This is a genomic window from Bradyrhizobium sp. WSM1253, assembly GCF_000244935.1.
In the GTDB taxonomy this organism is placed as follows: Bacteria; Pseudomonadota; Alphaproteobacteria; order Rhizobiales; family Xanthobacteraceae; genus Bradyrhizobium; species Bradyrhizobium canariense.
Window position 1 is genome coordinate 8,123,253 of record NZ_JH600073.1, and the last position, 15,920, is coordinate 8,139,172.

At 64.0% G+C, this 15,920-nt stretch carries 19 protein-coding genes and 1 pseudogene; 12 read left to right on the forward strand and 8 right to left on the reverse strand.

The genetic code is table 11. The features are described 5' to 3' along the window. Window position 1: 1 nt before the first annotated feature. A complete protein-coding gene (locus tag BRA1253DRAFT_RS39400) occupies window positions 2-223 on the reverse strand; it encodes a DUF2842 domain-containing protein (protein WP_007603477.1) in 222 nt (73 codons plus the stop codon). Window positions 224-316: 93 nt separating this feature from the next. Here BRA1253DRAFT_RS39400 and BRA1253DRAFT_RS39405 point away from each other — a divergent pair, with 93 nt between their 5' ends. Further along, window positions 317-1,399, forward strand: a complete 1,083-nt coding sequence (locus BRA1253DRAFT_RS39405; RefSeq protein WP_007603478.1) for a COX15/CtaA family protein — start codon at window positions 317-319, stop codon at window positions 1,397-1,399. 13 nt (window positions 1,400-1,412) lie between these two features. On the opposite strand, the gene BRA1253DRAFT_RS39410 is transcribed toward BRA1253DRAFT_RS39405, so the two are convergent. The 4 genes from BRA1253DRAFT_RS39410 to BRA1253DRAFT_RS39425 form a co-directional block, all read right to left on the reverse strand. Then, a complete protein-coding gene (locus BRA1253DRAFT_RS39410) occupies window positions 1,413-1,757 on the reverse strand; it encodes a hypothetical protein (protein WP_007603479.1) in 345 nt (114 codons plus the stop codon). A gap of 178 nt (window positions 1,758-1,935) precedes the next feature. Next, window positions 1,936-3,216, reverse strand: coding sequence for an O-acetylhomoserine aminocarboxypropyltransferase (locus BRA1253DRAFT_RS39415; protein WP_007603480.1), 1,281 nt, complete (start codon window positions 3,214-3,216; stop codon window positions 1,936-1,938). A 138-nt stretch (window positions 3,217-3,354) separates the two neighbouring features. Continuing rightward, window positions 3,355-3,939: a CoA-binding protein gene (locus tag BRA1253DRAFT_RS39420; RefSeq protein ID WP_007603481.1), complete on the reverse strand. Its 585-nt coding sequence runs from the start codon at window positions 3,937-3,939 to the stop codon at window positions 3,355-3,357. A gap of 122 nt (window positions 3,940-4,061) precedes the next feature. After that, window positions 4,062-4,886: an enoyl-CoA hydratase gene (locus BRA1253DRAFT_RS39425; protein ID WP_007603482.1), complete on the reverse strand. Its 825-nt coding sequence runs from the start codon at window positions 4,884-4,886 to the stop codon at window positions 4,062-4,064. A 72-nt stretch (window positions 4,887-4,958) separates the two neighbouring features. Here BRA1253DRAFT_RS39425 and BRA1253DRAFT_RS39430 point away from each other — a divergent pair, with 72 nt between their 5' ends. The 6 genes from BRA1253DRAFT_RS39430 to BRA1253DRAFT_RS39455 all read left to right on the forward strand — a co-directional run bounded on the left by BRA1253DRAFT_RS39430 (window position 4,959) and on the right by BRA1253DRAFT_RS39455 (window position 8,643). Continuing rightward, window positions 4,959-5,387: a PaaI family thioesterase gene (locus BRA1253DRAFT_RS39430; RefSeq protein ID WP_007603483.1), complete on the forward strand. Its 429-nt coding sequence runs from the start codon at window positions 4,959-4,961 to the stop codon at window positions 5,385-5,387. Between the two features lie 157 nt (window positions 5,388-5,544). After that, window positions 5,545-6,009, forward strand: coding sequence for a 50S ribosomal protein L13 (rplM, locus tag BRA1253DRAFT_RS39435; RefSeq protein WP_007603484.1), 465 nt, complete (start codon window positions 5,545-5,547; stop codon window positions 6,007-6,009). Window position 6,010: 1 nt separating this feature from the next. Continuing rightward, on the forward strand, window positions 6,011-6,490 hold the full coding sequence (gene rpsI / locus BRA1253DRAFT_RS39440) for a 30S ribosomal protein S9 (RefSeq protein ID WP_007603485.1): 480 nt from the start codon (window positions 6,011-6,013) through the stop codon (window positions 6,488-6,490). 229 nt (window positions 6,491-6,719) lie between these two features. Beyond that, on the forward strand, window positions 6,720-7,952 hold the full coding sequence (locus BRA1253DRAFT_RS39445) for a GGDEF domain-containing protein (RefSeq protein ID WP_007603486.1): 1,233 nt from the start codon (window positions 6,720-6,722) through the stop codon (window positions 7,950-7,952). A gap of 57 nt (window positions 7,953-8,009) precedes the next feature. Next, window positions 8,010-8,246, forward strand: a complete 237-nt coding sequence (locus tag BRA1253DRAFT_RS39450; protein ID WP_007603487.1) for a hypothetical protein — start codon at window positions 8,010-8,012, stop codon at window positions 8,244-8,246. 100 nt (window positions 8,247-8,346) lie between these two features. Beyond that, a complete protein-coding gene (locus BRA1253DRAFT_RS39455) occupies window positions 8,347-8,643 on the forward strand; it encodes an antibiotic biosynthesis monooxygenase (RefSeq protein WP_007603488.1) in 297 nt (98 codons plus the stop codon). 6 nt (window positions 8,644-8,649) lie between these two features. On the opposite strand, the gene BRA1253DRAFT_RS39460 is transcribed toward BRA1253DRAFT_RS39455, so the two are convergent. Then, window positions 8,650-9,783, reverse strand: a complete 1,134-nt coding sequence (locus tag BRA1253DRAFT_RS39460) for an AI-2E family transporter (RefSeq protein ID WP_007603489.1) — start codon at window positions 9,781-9,783, stop codon at window positions 8,650-8,652. Between the two features lie 256 nt (window positions 9,784-10,039). Here BRA1253DRAFT_RS39460 and BRA1253DRAFT_RS39470 point away from each other — a divergent pair, with 256 nt between their 5' ends. Beyond that, complete coding sequence (locus BRA1253DRAFT_RS39470) at window positions 10,040-10,813, forward strand: gamma-glutamyl-gamma-aminobutyrate hydrolase family protein (RefSeq protein WP_007603493.1); 774 nt, start codon at window positions 10,040-10,042, stop codon at window positions 10,811-10,813. 265 nt (window positions 10,814-11,078) lie between these two features. Here BRA1253DRAFT_RS39470 and glnA read toward each other — a convergent pair whose 3' ends face one another. Then, complete coding sequence (gene glnA, locus BRA1253DRAFT_RS39475; protein ID WP_007603494.1) at window positions 11,079-12,488, reverse strand: type I glutamate--ammonia ligase; 1,410 nt, start codon at window positions 12,486-12,488, stop codon at window positions 11,079-11,081. Window positions 12,489-12,637: 149 nt separating this feature from the next. Next, window positions 12,638-12,976, reverse strand: a complete 339-nt coding sequence (locus tag BRA1253DRAFT_RS39480; protein WP_007603495.1) for a P-II family nitrogen regulator — start codon at window positions 12,974-12,976, stop codon at window positions 12,638-12,640. A 381-nt stretch (window positions 12,977-13,357) separates the two neighbouring features. On the opposite strand from BRA1253DRAFT_RS39480, the gene BRA1253DRAFT_RS39485 reads away from it, so the two are divergent. The 4 genes and pseudogenes from BRA1253DRAFT_RS39485 to BRA1253DRAFT_RS39500 all read left to right on the forward strand — a co-directional run bounded on the left by BRA1253DRAFT_RS39485 (window position 13,358) and on the right by BRA1253DRAFT_RS39500 (window position 15,911). Then, complete coding sequence (locus BRA1253DRAFT_RS39485; RefSeq protein WP_007603496.1) at window positions 13,358-14,857, forward strand: bifunctional ADP-dependent NAD(P)H-hydrate dehydratase/NAD(P)H-hydrate epimerase; 1,500 nt, start codon at window positions 13,358-13,360, stop codon at window positions 14,855-14,857. Then, the gene (locus tag BRA1253DRAFT_RS39490) at window positions 14,857-15,306 is read left to right on the forward strand and encodes an N-acetyltransferase (RefSeq protein ID WP_007603497.1); all 450 of its coding nucleotides are present in this window, start codon (window positions 14,857-14,859) and stop codon (window positions 15,304-15,306) included. The genes BRA1253DRAFT_RS39485 and BRA1253DRAFT_RS39490 overlap by 1 nt, the downstream gene beginning before the upstream one ends. Before the next feature lie 31 nt (window positions 15,307-15,337). Beyond that, window positions 15,338-15,622: pseudogene (locus BRA1253DRAFT_RS39495) on the forward strand (type II toxin-antitoxin system RelE/ParE family toxin); the annotation flags it as partial. Between the two features lies 1 nt (window position 15,623). Continuing rightward, the gene (locus BRA1253DRAFT_RS39500; protein WP_007603498.1) at window positions 15,624-15,911 is read left to right on the forward strand and encodes an addiction module antidote protein; all 288 of its coding nucleotides are present in this window, start codon (window positions 15,624-15,626) and stop codon (window positions 15,909-15,911) included. The last annotated feature ends 9 nt before the right edge of the window (window positions 15,912-15,920 follow it).

Below are 15,920 nucleotides of genomic sequence, written 5' to 3' on the forward strand. Positions count from 1 at the left end.
GCTACGAGCTCGACTTGGCCCGGTCGGGCCGCTGCATCCAGCTCACGATCGGCATCGCCGGCAGCACCCAGCCCATGCCGACCACCACGTAGTAGATTGCCTGCCGCCAGCCGGACTCGGCGATCCACGGCATCTGCGCCAGCGCCATGCCGAGCAGCGCCCAGACGGTGGCGAGCACCAGGAGCAGGATGGTGCCGAGGAACTTGCGGGTGCGGATCGTCATGACGGAATGTCGCGGCTTTCGCGTAACTTGCGCTGCGGGAGCGGGGGACTATAAGGGGCACGCAGTCCCGTTCAAGCTCTGGTTTTGCCTCGAATGACGACGATTTCCGCCCCGTCCGAGCCGCATCGCGCCGTGCGCTGGTGGCTGATCTCAGTGGCTGCGCTGATTGCGCTGATGGTGCTGGTCGGCGGTGCGACGCGGCTGACGGAATCCGGGCTCTCGATCGTCGAATGGAAGCCGGTCACGGGCAGCGTGCCGCCACTCTCGGAAACGCAGTGGACGGCGGCCTTCGAGGCCTACAAGACGATCCCGCAATATCGCGAACTCAACGCCGGCATGAGCCTGTCCGAGTTCAAGGAGATCTTCTGGTGGGAATGGAGCCACCGGTTGCTCGGCCGTTTCATCGGCGTCGCCTATCTGTTGCCGTTCCTGTTCTTCCTCTGGCGCGGCGGCCTGTCCGGTGATTTGAAGCGGCGGCTGTGGCTGTTGTTCGGGCTCGGCGGGCTCCAGGGCGCGGTCGGCTGGTGGATGGTGGCCTCGGGGCTGTCTGAACGCGTCGAGGTGTCGCAATATCGGCTGGCGACGCATCTTGTGCTCGCGCTCATCATCTTCGCCGGCATCGTCTGGACGGTGCGGCGGCTCGCAGAACGGCCGCAGATCGCGGCATCGTCGCGGCTGCGCTTCACGAGCGGCTTGCTCCTCGTCGTGACCTTTATCCAGATCTATTTCGGTGCGCTGGTTGCGGGCCTGCGCGCCGGTCGCGCCTACAACACCTGGCCGCAGATCGACGGCGCGTTCATTCCCTCAGGCGAGCGGCTGTGGTTCGAGACGCCGTGGTGGCGCAACATGTTCGACAATGTGCTGACGGTGCAGTTCGAGCACCGCATGACGGCCTATGCGCTGTTGGCGCTGGCGGCGTTGCACGCGTTCGATGCGGTGCGTTCACGCGCGGGATCCGCGGCGCGCGGCGCGCTCTTGCTGCTGGGCGCGATAAGCCTGCAAGCATTGCTCGGCATCCTCACGCTGCTCAACCAGGTGCCGATTGATCTCGCGCTCGCACATCAGGCGGTCGCGATCGTGGTGCTGACGCTTGCGGTGACGCAGATGGAGCGGCTCGCTCCACGGCATTCAACCGAAGCGCAGCCGCGCGCGGTTCCCGTCGGTCAGGCCGGCTGATCGGATCTGCTCTTCAGCAATAGCCGTAGATGCCGCACGAGTAGGGCAGGCGCCAGAAATAATCGACCTGCTTCCCGCCGTAATACGAGCCTTGGTAATCGTAGTCCCAGGGGCGTCCGTAATAGCCCGGCAGCGTGTGCGAGCCCGGCAGCAGTGGTGTACCCGGCAAATTGCGGATGTAGCTGCCGATGCCGTAGGCCGGCGAGATCAGCGCATCCGGATCGGTCTCGACATAGACCTGCGGCGGCTCCTGCGGCGGAGCGGCAGCCCGTCGCCTCGGCGTGGCCGGCAAATCGGCGGCAATCGCAGCTGAGACCGTCAGCATCGCCGCAAGGGCAGGCACCATCCAGCGCAGCATCGTCGGCTCCGAATCAAAAGGGGCGATCCAGTGACGATGTATGCGGCAGATATGGTTAATGACTGTTAACGGCGATCGTCATTCCGGGGCGGTGCGAAGCACCGAACCCCGAATCCAGAGCTTATGATGCGACGTCGAGATTCCGGGTTCGCGCGCGCGCCCCGGAATGACGGTGATGCTACGCGCCCAGCGCCTGTTCCAGATCGGCGATCAAGTCTTCCTTGTCCTCGATGCCGATCGAAAGCCGCACCACGTCGGGGCCGGCGCCGGACTTGATCTTGGCAGCGTCGTCGAGCTGGCTGTGCGTGGTCGAGGCCGGATGGATGACGAGCGAGCGGGTGTCACCGACATTGGCCAGATGCGAGAACAGCTGCAACTTCGACACCAGGCTGACGCCGGCATCGTAGCCGCCCTTCAGGCTGAAGGTGAACACGGCGCCGGCGCCCTTCGGTGCGTATTTGCGCGCGAGCTGGTTGTACTTGTCGCTTGCAAGCCCCGCATAGTTCACCGCGGCCACCGCCGGATGGCCGGCGAGGAATTCGGCGACCGCTTTGGCATTGTCGCAGTGCTTCTGCATGCGCAGCGGCAATGTCTCGATGCCGGTGAGGATCATGAAGGCGTTGAACGGCGACAGCGCGGGTCCGAGGTCGCGCAGGCCGAGTACGCGGCAGGCGATCGCGAAGGCGAAATTGCCAAACGTCTCCTGCAGCCGGATGCCGTGATATTCGGGCCGCGGCTCGGAGAGCATCGGATATTTGCCGCCGGTCGACCAGTCGAAGGTGCCGGCATCGACGATGATGCCGCCGATCGAATTGCCGTGGCCGCCGAGAAACTTCGTCAGCGAGTGCACGACGATGTCGGCACCATGATCGATGGGACGGATCAGATAGGGCGAGGCCAGCGTGTTGTCGACGATCAGCGGGACGCCTGCCTTGCGCGCCACCGTCGAGATCGCCTCGATGTCGGTGATGCTGCCGGCGGGATTGGCGATGGACTCGATGAAGATTGCTTTCGTGCGCGGCGTGACCGCGCGCTCGAAGCTCGTGATGTCGTCGGGATCGGCCCACACCACGTTCCAGCCGAAGCTCTTGAACGCGTGCGTGAACTGGTTGATCGAGCCGCCATAGAGCTTTCGCGCGGCGATGAACTCGTCGCCGGGCTGGAGCAATTGCTGCAGCACCACGACCTGCGCGGCATGGCCCGAGGCCACCGCAAGCGCGGCAGTGCCGCCTTCGAGGGCCGCGACGCGCTCTTCCAGCACCGCATTGGTGGGATTGCCGATGCGGGTATAGATGTTGCCGAACGCCTGCAGGCCGAACAGCGAAGCGGCATGGTCGGCGTCGTTGAAGACGAATGACGTCGTTTGATAGATCGGAGTCGCGCGCGCACCGGTGGTGGGATCGGGCTGTGCACCGGCATGCACGGCGAGGGTCGAAAATCCCGGAAGGCGATCGCTCATTGAGGGCGTCCTGTTCTCGTGGTCTGAAATCGCGCGGCATGCTGATTGGCGCCGCGGCTGCCGTCAAGGCGGGGCTTCACATCGGAACGATCGTGCTACGCATTGTCGCGTTCGCGAAATGAAACCTTCGCAACTGCGTCAGCTTTGCTCAGTCTTGTTTTTGGCGGCGCGGTCCGAGGCCGCGGTTTCGCCGCCGCCAACACTCATCCGATTGAGGGATAGCCGCATGCCCTGCGTCGGCGCCGGCGCGCGCTTGGAGCTCAGCGTGCGCGAATTGACGCCCATCCAGGAGATCTCCGAGGACAGGCGGCCATATTCGATCTTGGGGCAGCGGTTCATCACCACCTTGATACCAACCGATTCCGCCTTCAGCGCCGCCGCATCGTCGCGCGCCCCCAACTGCATCCAGATCACCATCGGCAGCGGATCAAGCGTGAGGGCTTCCTCGACCACCGGCATGATGTGACTGGAGTTGCGGAAAATGTCGATCATATCGACGGGACGGCCAATGTCGGACAGCGAGGCGACGAAGGGTTTTCCGAGCAGCTCCTTTCCGACATGGCCGGGATTAACCGGAATCATGTCGTAGCCGCGCTGGGCCAGATATTTGAACGCGAAATAGCTCGGCCGCACGTTGGCCGGTGAGGCACCGACCATCGCGATCGATTTCACGTTGTTGAGGATGCCCCGGATGTAATTGTCGGGATAGGCGTCGTGGTTCATCTTCTTCTTTCTCTGACCTCATGGTGAGGAGCGCGGCACGCGCGTCTCGAACCATGAAGCCGCAGTCGGGCCTCTATCCTTCGAGACGCCGCGTTCCGCGGCTCCTCAGGATGAGGAGTTGACTATTCATCCCGCCATGTCGGCGTACGCTTCTCGATGAAGGCGCCGATGCCTTCCTCGGCGTCTCGCGCCATCATGTTCTCGGTCATCACCTCTGCCGCATAGCGATAGGCGTCTGCAAGGCTCATCTCGGCCTGGCGGTAGAACGCCTCCTTGCCGAGCTTGACGGTATAGGCGGATTTCAGCGCGACCTGTTCGGCGAGCGCAATGGCGGCGGCGCGCTCGGTGCCGGCGGCGACGACACGATTGACGAGGCCGATCTCGCGGGCGCGTACGGCCGGGATCGGCTCGCCCGTCAGCAACATCTCCATCGCCTGCTTGCGCGGCACGTTGCGCGACAGCGCCACCATCGGCGTCGAGCAGAACAGGCCGATGTCGACGCCGGGGGTAGCGAAGTGTGCTGCTTCCGAGGCGATCGCGAGATCGCAGCTTGCCACGAGCTGACAGCCCGCGGCGGTCGCGATGCCCTGGACGGATGCGACCACGGGCTTGGGCAGGTGCACGATCGCCTGCATCATCGCGCTGCAGGCGGTCATCATCTCGGCGAAGAAGGCACGGCCGCGATCCGGGTCGGCGCGGCGCGCGGTCAGCTCCTTCATGTCGTGGCCGGCGGAGAAGGCGGGACCGTTGGCCGCGATTACGACGCCGCGGATGGCCTTGTCGTCGCGGATCTCGTTGAGCGCGGCGTGCAGGCTTGCGATCATCGTCGCCGACAGGCTGTTGCGGGCGGCCGGGCGGTTGAGGGTCAGGACCGCGATGGGGCCCACGGTCTCGCGCAGCAGGATAGGTGGTTGCGGGGAAGGGGCGCGGGCGGCCTGGACGGACATCAAAGCGTTTCCGGTTGGATGACGCAGATAACTTAATGTAACAGGGGACGTGAAGCGAGGGTGAGGGGTAGCATGGCGTTAGCGAAAATGAGCGTGGCGGAGCTCGAGCAGTTCCTCCGCAACGAGTTTCCCCAGGCCTTCAGCGGCGACGACATCACGATCGAGAGCGCGGACGGTCAGGCCTGCCTTTTGCGTCAGCGCTATAGCGAAAAGATGCTGCGGCCAGGCGGAACCGTGTCCGGCCCGACATTGATGGCGCTCGCCGACTTCGCGATGTACGTGGTGCTGTTGTCCGCGATCGGGCCGATCGGGCTCGCCGTGACCACCAATCTCAACATCAACTTCCTGCGCAAGGGGCAGCCCGGGCAGGACGTGCTGGCGGAGGCGCGGCTGCTCAAGCTCGGCAAGCGCCTCGCGGTCGGCGAGGTGAAGCTGTTGTCCGGTACCTCGCCCGATCCGATTGCGCATGTCACCTCGACTTATTCCATTCCAAACGTTTGAGCTTTTTGCGGGTATCCTGATACCTTAATTATAAGCAATTGATATTGCACATGTAAATTACAGCTTTGGGCATTGACCGCGGCGCCCCTGTTCTCTAGAAAACCGCCAGTCCGGTGCGGTGTTCGCGCCGATGCTCCCCGTCCACGGAAACTCTGACATGAAAACCTTTTCGGCAAAGCCGGCTGAGGTGACGAAGAAGTGGGTACTGATCGACGCCAAGGGTCTGGTCGTCGGCCGTCTCGCCACCATCGTCGCCATGCGCCTGCGCGGCAAGCACCTCCCGACCTACACCCCGCACGTTGATTGCGGCGACAACATCATCATCATCAACGCGCAGTATGCGGTTCTCACCGGCCGCAAGCGCGAGCAGAAGACCTATTACAAGCACACCGGTTACGTCGGCCACATCAAGGAGCGCACCGCGCGCCAGATCCTCGAGGGCAAGCATCCCGAGCGCGTGCTCGAGAAGGCCGTCGAGCGCATGATCCCGCGTGGTCCGCTCGGTCGGGTCCAGATGGGCAACCTCCGCGTCTATGGCGGCGCCGATCATCCGCACGAGGCCCAGACGCCCGAGAAGATCGACATCGCCAAGTTGAACCGCAAGAACACGAGGGCCGCATAACATGGCCGAATCCATTCAGTCGCTCGACCAGCTCTCGCAGCTCAAGACGGCGGCCGCGCCCGACGCGCCCAAGCACGAGAAGAAGGTCGACAAGTTCAACCGCGCCTACGCCACCGGCAAGCGCAAGGACGCGGTCGCCCGCGTCTGGATCAAGCCGGGCGCCGGCAAGGTCACGGTCAACGCGCGCGAGGTCGAGGTCTATTTCGCCCGTCCCGTGCTGCGCATGATGATCGAGCAGCCGTTCTCCGTGGCCGCGCGGTCCGGCCAGTATGACGTGATCTGCACCGTCGCCGGCGGCGGTCTGTCCGGCCAGGCCGGTGCCGTCCGTCACGGCATCTCGAAGGCGCTGACCTATTTCGAGCCGGAGCTGCGCACCGTGCTCAAGAAGGGCGGCTTCCTCACCCGCGACTCCCGCGTGGTCGAGCGCAAGAAGTACGGCAAGGCCAAGGCCCGCCGGTCCTTCCAGTTCTCGAAGCGTTAATCGCTTCGGTCGCATTCGCCGCGAAAGCGGCTTCAATGAGATGCAAAAGGGCGCTGATTTCAGCGCCCTTTTTGCTGTTCGTTTGTATGCAAATTGATGGCGTGTTTCCTGAAAACTTGGGCCCGCATGAAAACCTGAATGGAACCCGCTGGACATAGCGTCGCATTTGGAAGGGCGCGCAAATCGGCTGAGCCGATCGCGTAACTGCTATGTCTAAGAGGGGGCCGACATGATGTCGCTCGATAGCATCACGCTCTATTTGGTCGCCACCATGGTCGCCGCACTGCTCGGCGCCATGATGGTATTTTTCGGAAGGCAGGAGAACAGCCCTGCGCTGAAATGGTGGGGCACCGCGTATCTGCTCGGCGCCGCATCGGTCGCGCTCTGGACGGCGGCCGGGGACAGATTGGGGCCGCATCTTTACCTTGCGCTGAACGCGGTCGGCTTCGTCGCCTGCGGAATGGTGTGGAATGCGGCGCGCGTCTTCCACGGCCGCAAGCCGAACTGGCCGGGACTCCTGGTCGGCGCGCTCGCCTGGGCCGCTGCCGCCACGCTGCTCGATCCCACCGCGTCCATGCTGCGCATGATCGTCGGCGCCGGCATCGTCTCGGTCTATGCGGCGCTGACCGCGAGCGAACTCTGGGTCGAGCGGCGCAAGAGCCTGCAACGGCGCTGGCCGGCCTTCGTGGTCCCGGTGATGCACGGCTGCGTCTTGATGCTGCCGATCGTGCTCGGCAGCTTCCTGCGCCCGAACGATGCGGGCTTCTCCACCAGCATCTGGGTCACCGTGTTCGCGGTCGAGCTCGTGCTCTATGCCGTCGGCACCGTGTTCGTGATCTTCATGCTGGTGTCCGAGCGCACGGTCACCGCGCACCGGACCGCCGCCTCCACTGATCCCCTGACCGGCATGCTCAACCGCCGCGGCTTCTCGGAAGCCTGCGGACGCGTGATCGAGCGCGAGGCCAAGGCCGGCCGTCCCGTGACCGTGATGATCTTCGACATCGATCATTTCAAGTCGATCAACGACCGCTTCGGCCATCCCGCCGGCGACGAGATGCTGAAACTGTTCTCGACCGTCGTCGTCAGCAATCTGCGCATCAGCGACATGTCGGGTCGCATCGGCGGCGAGGAGTTCGCCGCTCTGCTGCCCTGCTCGCTGGAGGAGGGCGTGCTGGTCGCCGAGCGCGTGCGTGAGGCCTTCGAGACCTCCGGCGTCGTCGTCGACGAGGGCCCGGTCGACACCACCGTCAGCATCGGCGTCGCCGGCGGTCCGGCCGGCACCGAGCTCGAAGTGCTGCTGGCCTCGGCCGACACCGCGCTCTACCAAGCCAAGCGCGGCGGCCGAAACCGCGTCGAATCGGCGGAGGAGCTGCCCCTGTCGCTGGAGAACTGGCGCCGCCAGAGCGCCGCTCGGATCGGCGTGCACAACACGCAATCCAAGACACAACCGGCGACGGCCTAGGCAAAGGAGGCCTCGCGGTAATCCCCTGTTTACCATTCGATCCCTACCATTGCGGTCATGGAATCGATCCGTCGACAGAATCCGCAGACCGCCCTGATGTCGCTCGAAGCCGCGGCGACTTCGGCACGCGGCGGCTTCGCCTGCCTGTTTTCGACCGCGGACGAATACGAGAGCGCGCTGATCACCGAGCGCCGCGCCCAGGGGCGTTACACGCAAGGCCGCAATTACTGGCCGCTCGCGCTGTTCGCCGGTTGTGCGCTGACAGTGGCGGGCACCGTTCTGCTGCTTGCCTGAGTGATCTGCATTTCTGGACCGGGCAGGCGCCGTTTCGGCGCCTTTTTCTTTGTCGCGGGCTGCGGTAGACACGCCCATCAAACAAAATGGGTGGAAACAGATGATCACCGAGATCGCGCAAATCGACGTCAAGCCGGGCAGCGAGAAGGACTTTGAGGCCGCCGTCGCCAAGGCCAAGGCCGCTTTCGGCCGCTCCAAGGGTTTTCACGGTTTCGAGCTGCACAAGTCGATCGAGAAGCCGCAGCGCTATCGTCTGATGGTGAAGTGGGAGACGCTCGAGAGTCATACCGTCGATTTCCGCGGCTCCGAGAATTTCACCGAATGGCGCGGCCTCGTCGGCCAGTATTTTGCGGCACCCCCCGAGGTCGAGCACACCGAAACCGTGCTCACCACCTGAGGCGGCTCAGGCCGCCTCCGCCAGAGGCGGCGCTTCATACGTCTTGAAATGGTCGATCATCACCTTGGCGATGGCGACCAGCGGCAGCGCCAGCGCCAGGCCCCAGATTCCGAACACGACGCCGAGCAGGATCTGGAACGCGAACAGCGTGGCCGGCGGAATGTCCAGTGCCTGCCGCTGAAGGATCGGCGTCAGCACATAGCTCTCCATGGCGTGCACGCCCATGAAGAGGAGAAAGGCCGACAGCGCCGGAATCCATCCTGAGGCGAGGCTCGCCAGCACGACCACGACGCCGGCTATGATGGCGCCCACCGTCGGAATGAAGGCGAGCAGGCCTGCCTGAATCCCCAGGATGAACGAGCCGGGAATGCCGATGAGGACGAGCCCGATCCAGGTCACCACGCCGACCGCAAGCATCACGATGATCTGCGCGATCAGCCAGCGCTCCAGCGTCTCGCCGATACCGTCGATGATCAGGGTGATGCGGGCGCGATGCCTGGCCGGCGCGAGAAACAACAGGCCGTCATGATAGACCGCGGGCTGGGCGGCGAAGGCGAGCCCCAGGAACAGCACGATGAAGATGTTGCCGACCGCGCTGATGGTGCCGAGCAGCAGCTTGAAAGTCTGGCTCACGATCGCGCCGCCGCTCGAGGCCAGCGCGCCTGCGCCCGGCAATCCGCCGTGCGAGCCCGAGTTCGGCGCGGGCGCCGGCGTCGCATCCGTGGAGGCGGCGGGCGCGGCGTTGCCGAGATCGAAGAAGCTGGTGTCGATCCCATGGTTTTCGAGGAAGGACCGGACGTTGGTGATCTGCGACTTGATTGTCTTGCTCAGCAGCGAGGCCTGCTCGGCAATGGTGGCGCCGCCGAGATAAGCAACGCCTGCGAGCATTACCGCCAGCGCGGCACAGACGATCGCGAGCCGGACCGCGTGGGGCAGGTGCACGCGGCGGCCAAGCGCGTTGGTCAGCGCGTTGAGGCCGACGCCCAGCAGCATGCCGGTGAAGATCAGGAGCAGGGTAGCTGCAAAATACCAGGTGAAGACCAGCATTGCCGCGAACAGCACGATTCCGATGCCCCCGACCGAGATCGCCCAGGCCAGATCGGTGCGGGTCCGGGGCCGTTCATCTGCGGGAATGGTCACATCGGCTCCTATGCGAAGGCGGCAGGCGGGTACTCTTTCGCGAAATCCCGCCTCGGATCAAGCCAGGCTCTGGCGCGATTGACGCGTCCTTGGCCCTGCGGGCCACGGACGCCGGCGAGAGAGGGGGCCATGCCCGTCCTCCGCCCGGCCATTTGCGCGAAAATAGCATTGCCGTCCCGCGTACCCTTCTGTTGAATTTGTTCCATCCCAGGGGCATGTTTGGAGAATCGTCTTCGGCGAAAGGTCTGAACGGGAGATGAGAAAGCCGGTCGTCGGCGTGATCGGGAACGCCCATCGCGTTGAAAATCGATTTCAGGTCCAGATGGTCGGCGAGCGTAATCTGCGCGCCGTGGCCGAGGTGTCCGGCGGCCTGCCGGTGATGTTCGCGGGCTCGCCCGATATCACCGATATCGGCGCGCTGCTCGACACTGTCGACGGCATCGTGCTCACCGGTGCTCGCGCCAATGTCCACCCAACCCGTTTCAACGTCGATCCGTGTGAGGCGCACGAGCCCTACGACATCCACCGCGACGAGGTGGCGCTGGCGCTCTCGGTCGCATGCGTTGCCCGCGGCATCCCGCTGTTCGGCATCTGCCGGGGCCTCCAGGAGATGAACGTCGCCTTCGGCGGCTCGCTGCATCCCGAGATCCGCGAAATCCCGGGCCGCATGAACCACCGCATGCCGAGGCTCGAGAACGGCGAGATCCATCCCGATCCGACCGTGGTGTTCGCCGATCGTCACGACGTCGATCTGACGCCGGGCGGCGCGTTCGCAGAATTGCTCGGCTGTAACAAGATCAGGGTCAATTCGCTGCACGGCCAGGGCATCCTCGATCCCGGCAAGCGCGTGCTGATCGAGGGCATCGCCGAGGACGGCACCATCGAGGCAATCCGCATCGCGGAAGCCAAGGCCTTTGCACTCGGGGTGCAATGGCACGCCGAATACGACCCGCAGCACAATCCGATCAACCGAAAACTGTTCGAGGCGTTCGGTGAGGCGATGGTGGCGAAGCAGCGCGCGGCGGCGTAGCTGCGGAGCGCGCCGAGGCCTATAACCATCGTCATCGTGAGCGCAGCGAAGCAAATCCAGTCGCTGTCGGGTGACGGCGTGAAGGCGGCCTCGATCTCTCGGGCGTAATAAACCAGTTATCAAGAAATGGTGCGCGCCGGTTTTCTCGATTCCGATTCGTTCTTTGAGAACGAAGTGGAGTCAGACACAGAACGAAAGTCGAGGACCACAAACAAAAAAGGCGCCCCGAGGGGCGCCTTTCGTGTGTCGCGGTCGTTCGGGCCCCTTAGCCCGAATAGTACATTTCGAACTCGACCGGATGCGGTGTCATCTCGAAGCGGGCGACTTCGGTCATCTTCAGCTCGATATAGGCGTCGATGAAGTCGTCGTCGAACACGCCGCCGTTCTTCAGGAAGCCGCGGTCCTTGTCGAGATTTTCGAGTGCCTCGCGCAAGCTGCCGCACACCGTCGGGATCTGCTTCAGCTCTTCCTTCGGCAGATCGTAGAGGTCCTTGTCCATCGCCGGACCCGGATCGATCTTGTTCTTGATACCGTCGAGGCCGGCCATCAGCATCGCGGCGAAGCCGAGATAGGGATTGGCGAGCGGATCTGGGAAACGCACCTCGACGCGCTTGGCCTTCGGCGAAGCGGTGTAGGGGATGCGGCAGGAGGCCGAGCGGTTGCGCGCGGAATAGGCGAGCAGCACGGGAGCCTCGTAGCCCGGGACCAGACGCTTGTAGGAGTTGGTCGACGGGTTGGTGAAGGCGTTGATCGCCTTGGCGTGCTTGATGATGCCGCCGATGTAATGGAGGCAGGTCTCCGACAGGTCGGCGTATTTGTTGCCGGCGAACACCGGCTTGCCGTCCTTCCAGATCGACTGGTGCACGTGCATGCCCGAGCCGTTGTCGCCGAAGACCGGCTTCGGCATGAAGGTGGCGGTCTTGCCGTAGATGTGCGCAACCTGGTGGATGCAGTATTTGTAGATCTGCATGTGGTCGGCCATCAAGGTCAGCGTGTCGAACTTCATGCCGAGCTCGTGCTGGGCGGAAGCGACTTCGTGATGATGCTTCTCGACCTTCACGCCCATCTTGGCCATGGCGCCGAGCATCTCCGAGCGCATGTCCTGCACGGAATCCTGCGGCGGTACCGGGAAGTAGCCGCCCTTGGTGCGGACGCGGTGGCCGAGGTTGCCGCCTTCATATTCGGTGTCGGAGTTGGTCGGCAGCTCCGAGGAGTCGAGACGGAAGCCGGTGCTGTAGGGGTTGGCGGAGAAGCGCACGTCGTCGAACACGAAGAACTCGGCTTCGGGGCCGACGAACACGGTGTCGCCGACGCCCATCGACTTCACCATCGCCTCGGCCTTCTTGGCGATGCCGCGGGGGTCGCGGTTGTAGGGCTCGCCGGTGGTCGGCTCGAGCACGTCGCAGGTGATGACCATGGTGGTCTCGGCGAAGAACGGATCGATCGTCGCGGTCACCGGATCGGGCATCAGGCACATGTCGGACTCGTTGATCGCCTTCCAGCCGGCGATCGAGGAGCCGTCGAACATCGTTCCTTCGGCGAAAATGTCTTCATCGATCATGCTGATGTCGAAGGTGACGTGCTGCCACTTGCCGCGCGGATCGGTGAAGCGCAGGTCGACGTATTTGACGTCGTTGTCCTTGATCGATTTCAGGACGTCTTTGGCGGTCTTCATGCATACCCCTTTTGGCTCTGCGGGTCGGTTTCCAAGCTTCAAGCGACCGTGTTCACGCTTCTTGAGGCGCGCGAGGCACAAACAAAATGAGGCCGCCGAAGCAGCCTATTTCTTGTCAGAATGTCGCAAAATGCGGGATAGCACCCGGCTCAGATAGCGTCCAGCCCGGATTCGCCGGTTCGGATGCGGATCGCCTCTTCGATGTTGGAGACGAAAATCTTGCCATCGCCGATGCGCCCGGTTTGCGCTGCGCGGCGGATTGCGTCGATGGCGCGCTCGACCAGATCGTCGCCGATCACGATCTCGATCTTCACCTTGGGCAGGAAGTCGACGATGTATTCTGCGCCGCGGTACAGCTCGGCGTGACCCTTCTGCCGGCCGAAGCCCTTGGCTTCGGTGACGGTGATGCCCTGAAGGCCGACTTCCTGAAGCGCTTCCTTCACCTCGTCGAGCTTGAATGGCTTGATGATGGCTTCGATCTTCTTCACTGCGCGCCTCCCGGCCTTTCGAACAAATAGCAACGTCTTCGTCAGGATGCGCTTTTCTTAACGCACGATCTTGTCTTCGCTATGCCGGGATCCCTGACCAGTCCGGCAACAACGGCCGGCCACACCCTGATAAATGCCAGTGAGCACGACGAACCGAAGCGACTTCCGCGAAAGCAGGGTCTATGCCAAGTTGCAAATGCCCTGATTATTGGAGCGTTATCAGCCTTTTAACGTGCAGCTCTGATAGGTGGCGCCGACCCGCACAAAATACCGCAGACTACGGAATAGGCAAATGGTCCAATATTTGTGCAGATCGTTGTTCCGTCGGATCGCCCGACGCAGAACGTGCCTCTTGAAAAGGCTTTTGGACAGGGAAGTGGCATGGAAGTTCTGACCAACGCCGAAATGCAGCGTGCCGACCAGCTCAGCATTGCGGCAGGCACCCCCGGCTTCAAGCTGATGCTCAGTGCTGGCCAGGCGGTCGCCGAGGCCGCCAACGCGCTGGTGGAGGAGGGGCCGATCCTGATCGTGGCCGGCCCCGGCAACAACGGTGGGGACGGTTTTGTCGCAGCCGCCGAGCTCGCCGCGCAAGGCCGCGAGGTCTCGGTCATCCTGATGTGCGAGCGGGACCAGCTCCAGGGCGATGCGGCCTCGGCGGCACGGGGCTGGAAACACCCGGTGCTCCCGTTCAACCCGCAGGCGATCGGGCGACCGGCGCTGATCATCGATGCGCTGTTCGGCGCGGGCCTCAGCCGTCCGGTCGACGGCGAGGCACGTGAGGTGATCGAGGCGATCAACGCCAACGGTGCGCCGGTGCTCGCGGTCGATCTGCCAAGCGGCATCAACGGCACCAGCGCGGCCGTGCTGGGCGTGGCGGTGAACGCCACCGAGACCGTCACCTTCTTCCGCAAGAAGCCGGCGCATCTGCTGCTGCCGGGGCGCATGCATTGCGGCCACGTCCGCGTCGCCGACATCGGCATCGAGGCGCAGGTGCTGGACGAGATCGCGCCGCAGATTTTCGAGAACGATCCGGACTTCTGGGGCGCAGCCTTTCCGGTGCCGCGCATCGACGGCCATAAATACGCGCGAGGCCATGTGCTGGCGGTCTCGGGCGATGCGGCCGCGACCGGTGCGGCGCGGCTCGCCGCGCGCGGGGCGTTGCGCGCCGGGGCGGGCCTGGTGACTCTGGCTACGCCGCGTGATGCGCTGGCGATCAATGCAGCTGCGCTCACCGCGGTGATGGTTCGCCCCGTCGATACCGCCATCGAGTTCGGCGAGCTGCTCGGTGACAAGCGCTACAACACCTGCATGATCGGCCCCGGCGCGGGGGTCGGCGAGCGCACCTGCGATCTCGTCCACACGGCGCTTAACGCGCAGCGGCGCCTGGTGCTCGACGCGGATGCGCTGACGAGCTTTGCCGCCAATCCCGAGCGCCTGTTCGAATCGATCAAGACGTCGCAGGACAAGGCGGTAGTGCTGACGCCGCACGAGGGCGAGTTCCCGCGGCTGTTCTCCGACCTCAGCAATAAACATCCGGGGCGCTCGAAGATCGAGCGCGTGCGCGCCGCCGCCGAACGCTCCGGCGCGGTCGTGCTGCTGAAGGGCGCGGACACCACGATTGCCGCGCCCGACGGCCGCGCCACCATCGCCGCCAACGCACCGCCCTGGCTCGCCACCGCGGGTGCCGGCGACGTGCTCGCCGGCATCATCGCAGGGCTGCTGGCGCAAGGCGTCCCGGCGTTCGAAGCCGCCAGCATCGCCGTCTGGATGCATGGCGAAGCGGGCAGCGAGGCGGGGCCGGGCCTGATCGCGGAGGATCTCACCGAGACGCTGCCCGCCGTGCACCGGCGGATCTATGGTGCCCTGGGGATCGAGTACTAATGCTCAGGCAGCTCGCGCTCACCGATATGGGCGCGGCGGCGCAGGTTCACCGGGCTGCATTCAACCATGCGATGCCCTGGCTCGCTGGGCTGCATACGCCGGACGAGGATCACTGGTTCTACCGCGAGCATGTGTTCGCGACGTGCCGCGTGTGGGGACGCTTCAACGGCGATGTACTGAGCGGGATCATCGCTTTCCGTGACGGCTGGATCGAGCAGCTTTACGTGCTTCCTGCTGTTCAAGGGCGGGGGACTGGCGCCGAACTTCTCGACGTCGCCAAGCATGCCAACGAACGGCTGGAGCTCTGGACCTTCCAGTGCAATGCGCGCGCAAGGCGCTTCTATGAAGCGCGCCAGTTTACGTTGATCGAGCAGACCAACGGGACCCGAAACGAGGAGAAAGAACCCGACGCTCGGTACCTCTGGATGCGTAGACCACTTCATTTGTGAACATTGTAGTCTAGAAACTACATGTGATTGAAAGCAGACTGAGACGTTTCGGAAGTGGCGATCACGTCTCAAGGATGAGCGTGCCAGAGCGCTGATTGCTTCGCGATTGGATCGGTTGGCTCATGGGCACGCAGGCGAAGTCGAACCGGTGGGCGACCGTGTGAGCGAGCTGCGTATTCATCACGGGCCCGGATATCGCATCTATTTTCGGAAGCGGGGCAACGCGACCATCGTTTTGCTGTGCGGGGGCGACAAGAGCACGCAGGTGAAAGACATCAAGGCGGCGAAGCGCCTTGCCGAGATGTGGAGCGAATGAGATGGGCGAGAAGCTGACGACCTATGACCCGGCCGAAGACCTGCAGTCCGACGAGGCCATTGCCGTGTTCATGGAAGAGGCGTTCAAGACCGAGGATGCGGCCTATATCGCCCATGCACTTGGGGTCGTCGCCCGCGCCAAGGGGATGACGCAGATCGCCAAAGAGACTGGTCTTTCTCGCGAGCAGCTCTATCGCTCGTTCAGCACCAACGGCAATCCGACGCTGAAAACGACTATTGCGGTGATGAAGGCGCTCGGGATCGAACTCACAGCCAAGCCGCACGCCTAGTCGGAGCCC

Coding starts and splice junctions, on each gene's coding strand:
- BRA1253DRAFT_RS39400 (WP_007603477.1), bottom strand. CDS start 223: ATGACGATCCGCACCCGCAAGTTCCTCGGCACCATCCTGCTCCTGGTG.
- BRA1253DRAFT_RS39405 (WP_007603478.1), top strand. CDS start 317: ATGACGACGATTTCCGCCCCGTCCGAGCCGCATCGCGCCGTGCGCTGG.
- BRA1253DRAFT_RS39410 (WP_007603479.1), bottom strand. CDS start 1,757: ATGCTGCGCTGGATGGTGCCTGCCCTTGCGGCGATGCTGACGGTCTCA.
- BRA1253DRAFT_RS39415 (WP_007603480.1), bottom strand. CDS start 3,216: ATGAGCGATCGCCTTCCGGGATTTTCGACCCTCGCCGTGCATGCCGGT.
- BRA1253DRAFT_RS39420 (WP_007603481.1), bottom strand. CDS start 3,939: ATGAACCACGACGCCTATCCCGACAATTACATCCGGGGCATCCTCAAC.
- BRA1253DRAFT_RS39425 (WP_007603482.1), bottom strand. CDS start 4,886: ATGTCCGTCCAGGCCGCCCGCGCCCCTTCCCCGCAACCACCTATCCTG.
- BRA1253DRAFT_RS39430 (WP_007603483.1), top strand. CDS start 4,959: ATGGCGTTAGCGAAAATGAGCGTGGCGGAGCTCGAGCAGTTCCTCCGC.
- rplM (WP_007603484.1), top strand. CDS start 5,545: ATGAAAACCTTTTCGGCAAAGCCGGCTGAGGTGACGAAGAAGTGGGTA.
- rpsI (WP_007603485.1), top strand. CDS start 6,011: ATGGCCGAATCCATTCAGTCGCTCGACCAGCTCTCGCAGCTCAAGACG.
- BRA1253DRAFT_RS39445 (WP_007603486.1), top strand. CDS start 6,720: ATGATGTCGCTCGATAGCATCACGCTCTATTTGGTCGCCACCATGGTC.
- BRA1253DRAFT_RS39450 (WP_007603487.1), top strand. CDS start 8,010: ATGGAATCGATCCGTCGACAGAATCCGCAGACCGCCCTGATGTCGCTC.
- BRA1253DRAFT_RS39455 (WP_007603488.1), top strand. CDS start 8,347: ATGATCACCGAGATCGCGCAAATCGACGTCAAGCCGGGCAGCGAGAAG.
- BRA1253DRAFT_RS39470 (WP_007603493.1), top strand. CDS start 10,040: ATGAGAAAGCCGGTCGTCGGCGTGATCGGGAACGCCCATCGCGTTGAA.
- glnA (WP_007603494.1), bottom strand. CDS start 12,488: ATGAAGACCGCCAAAGACGTCCTGAAATCGATCAAGGACAACGACGTC.
- BRA1253DRAFT_RS39485 (WP_007603496.1), top strand. CDS start 13,358: ATGGAAGTTCTGACCAACGCCGAAATGCAGCGTGCCGACCAGCTCAGC.
- BRA1253DRAFT_RS39490 (WP_007603497.1), top strand. CDS start 14,857: ATGCTCAGGCAGCTCGCGCTCACCGATATGGGCGCGGCGGCGCAGGTT.
- BRA1253DRAFT_RS39500 (WP_007603498.1), top strand. CDS start 15,624: ATGGGCGAGAAGCTGACGACCTATGACCCGGCCGAAGACCTGCAGTCC.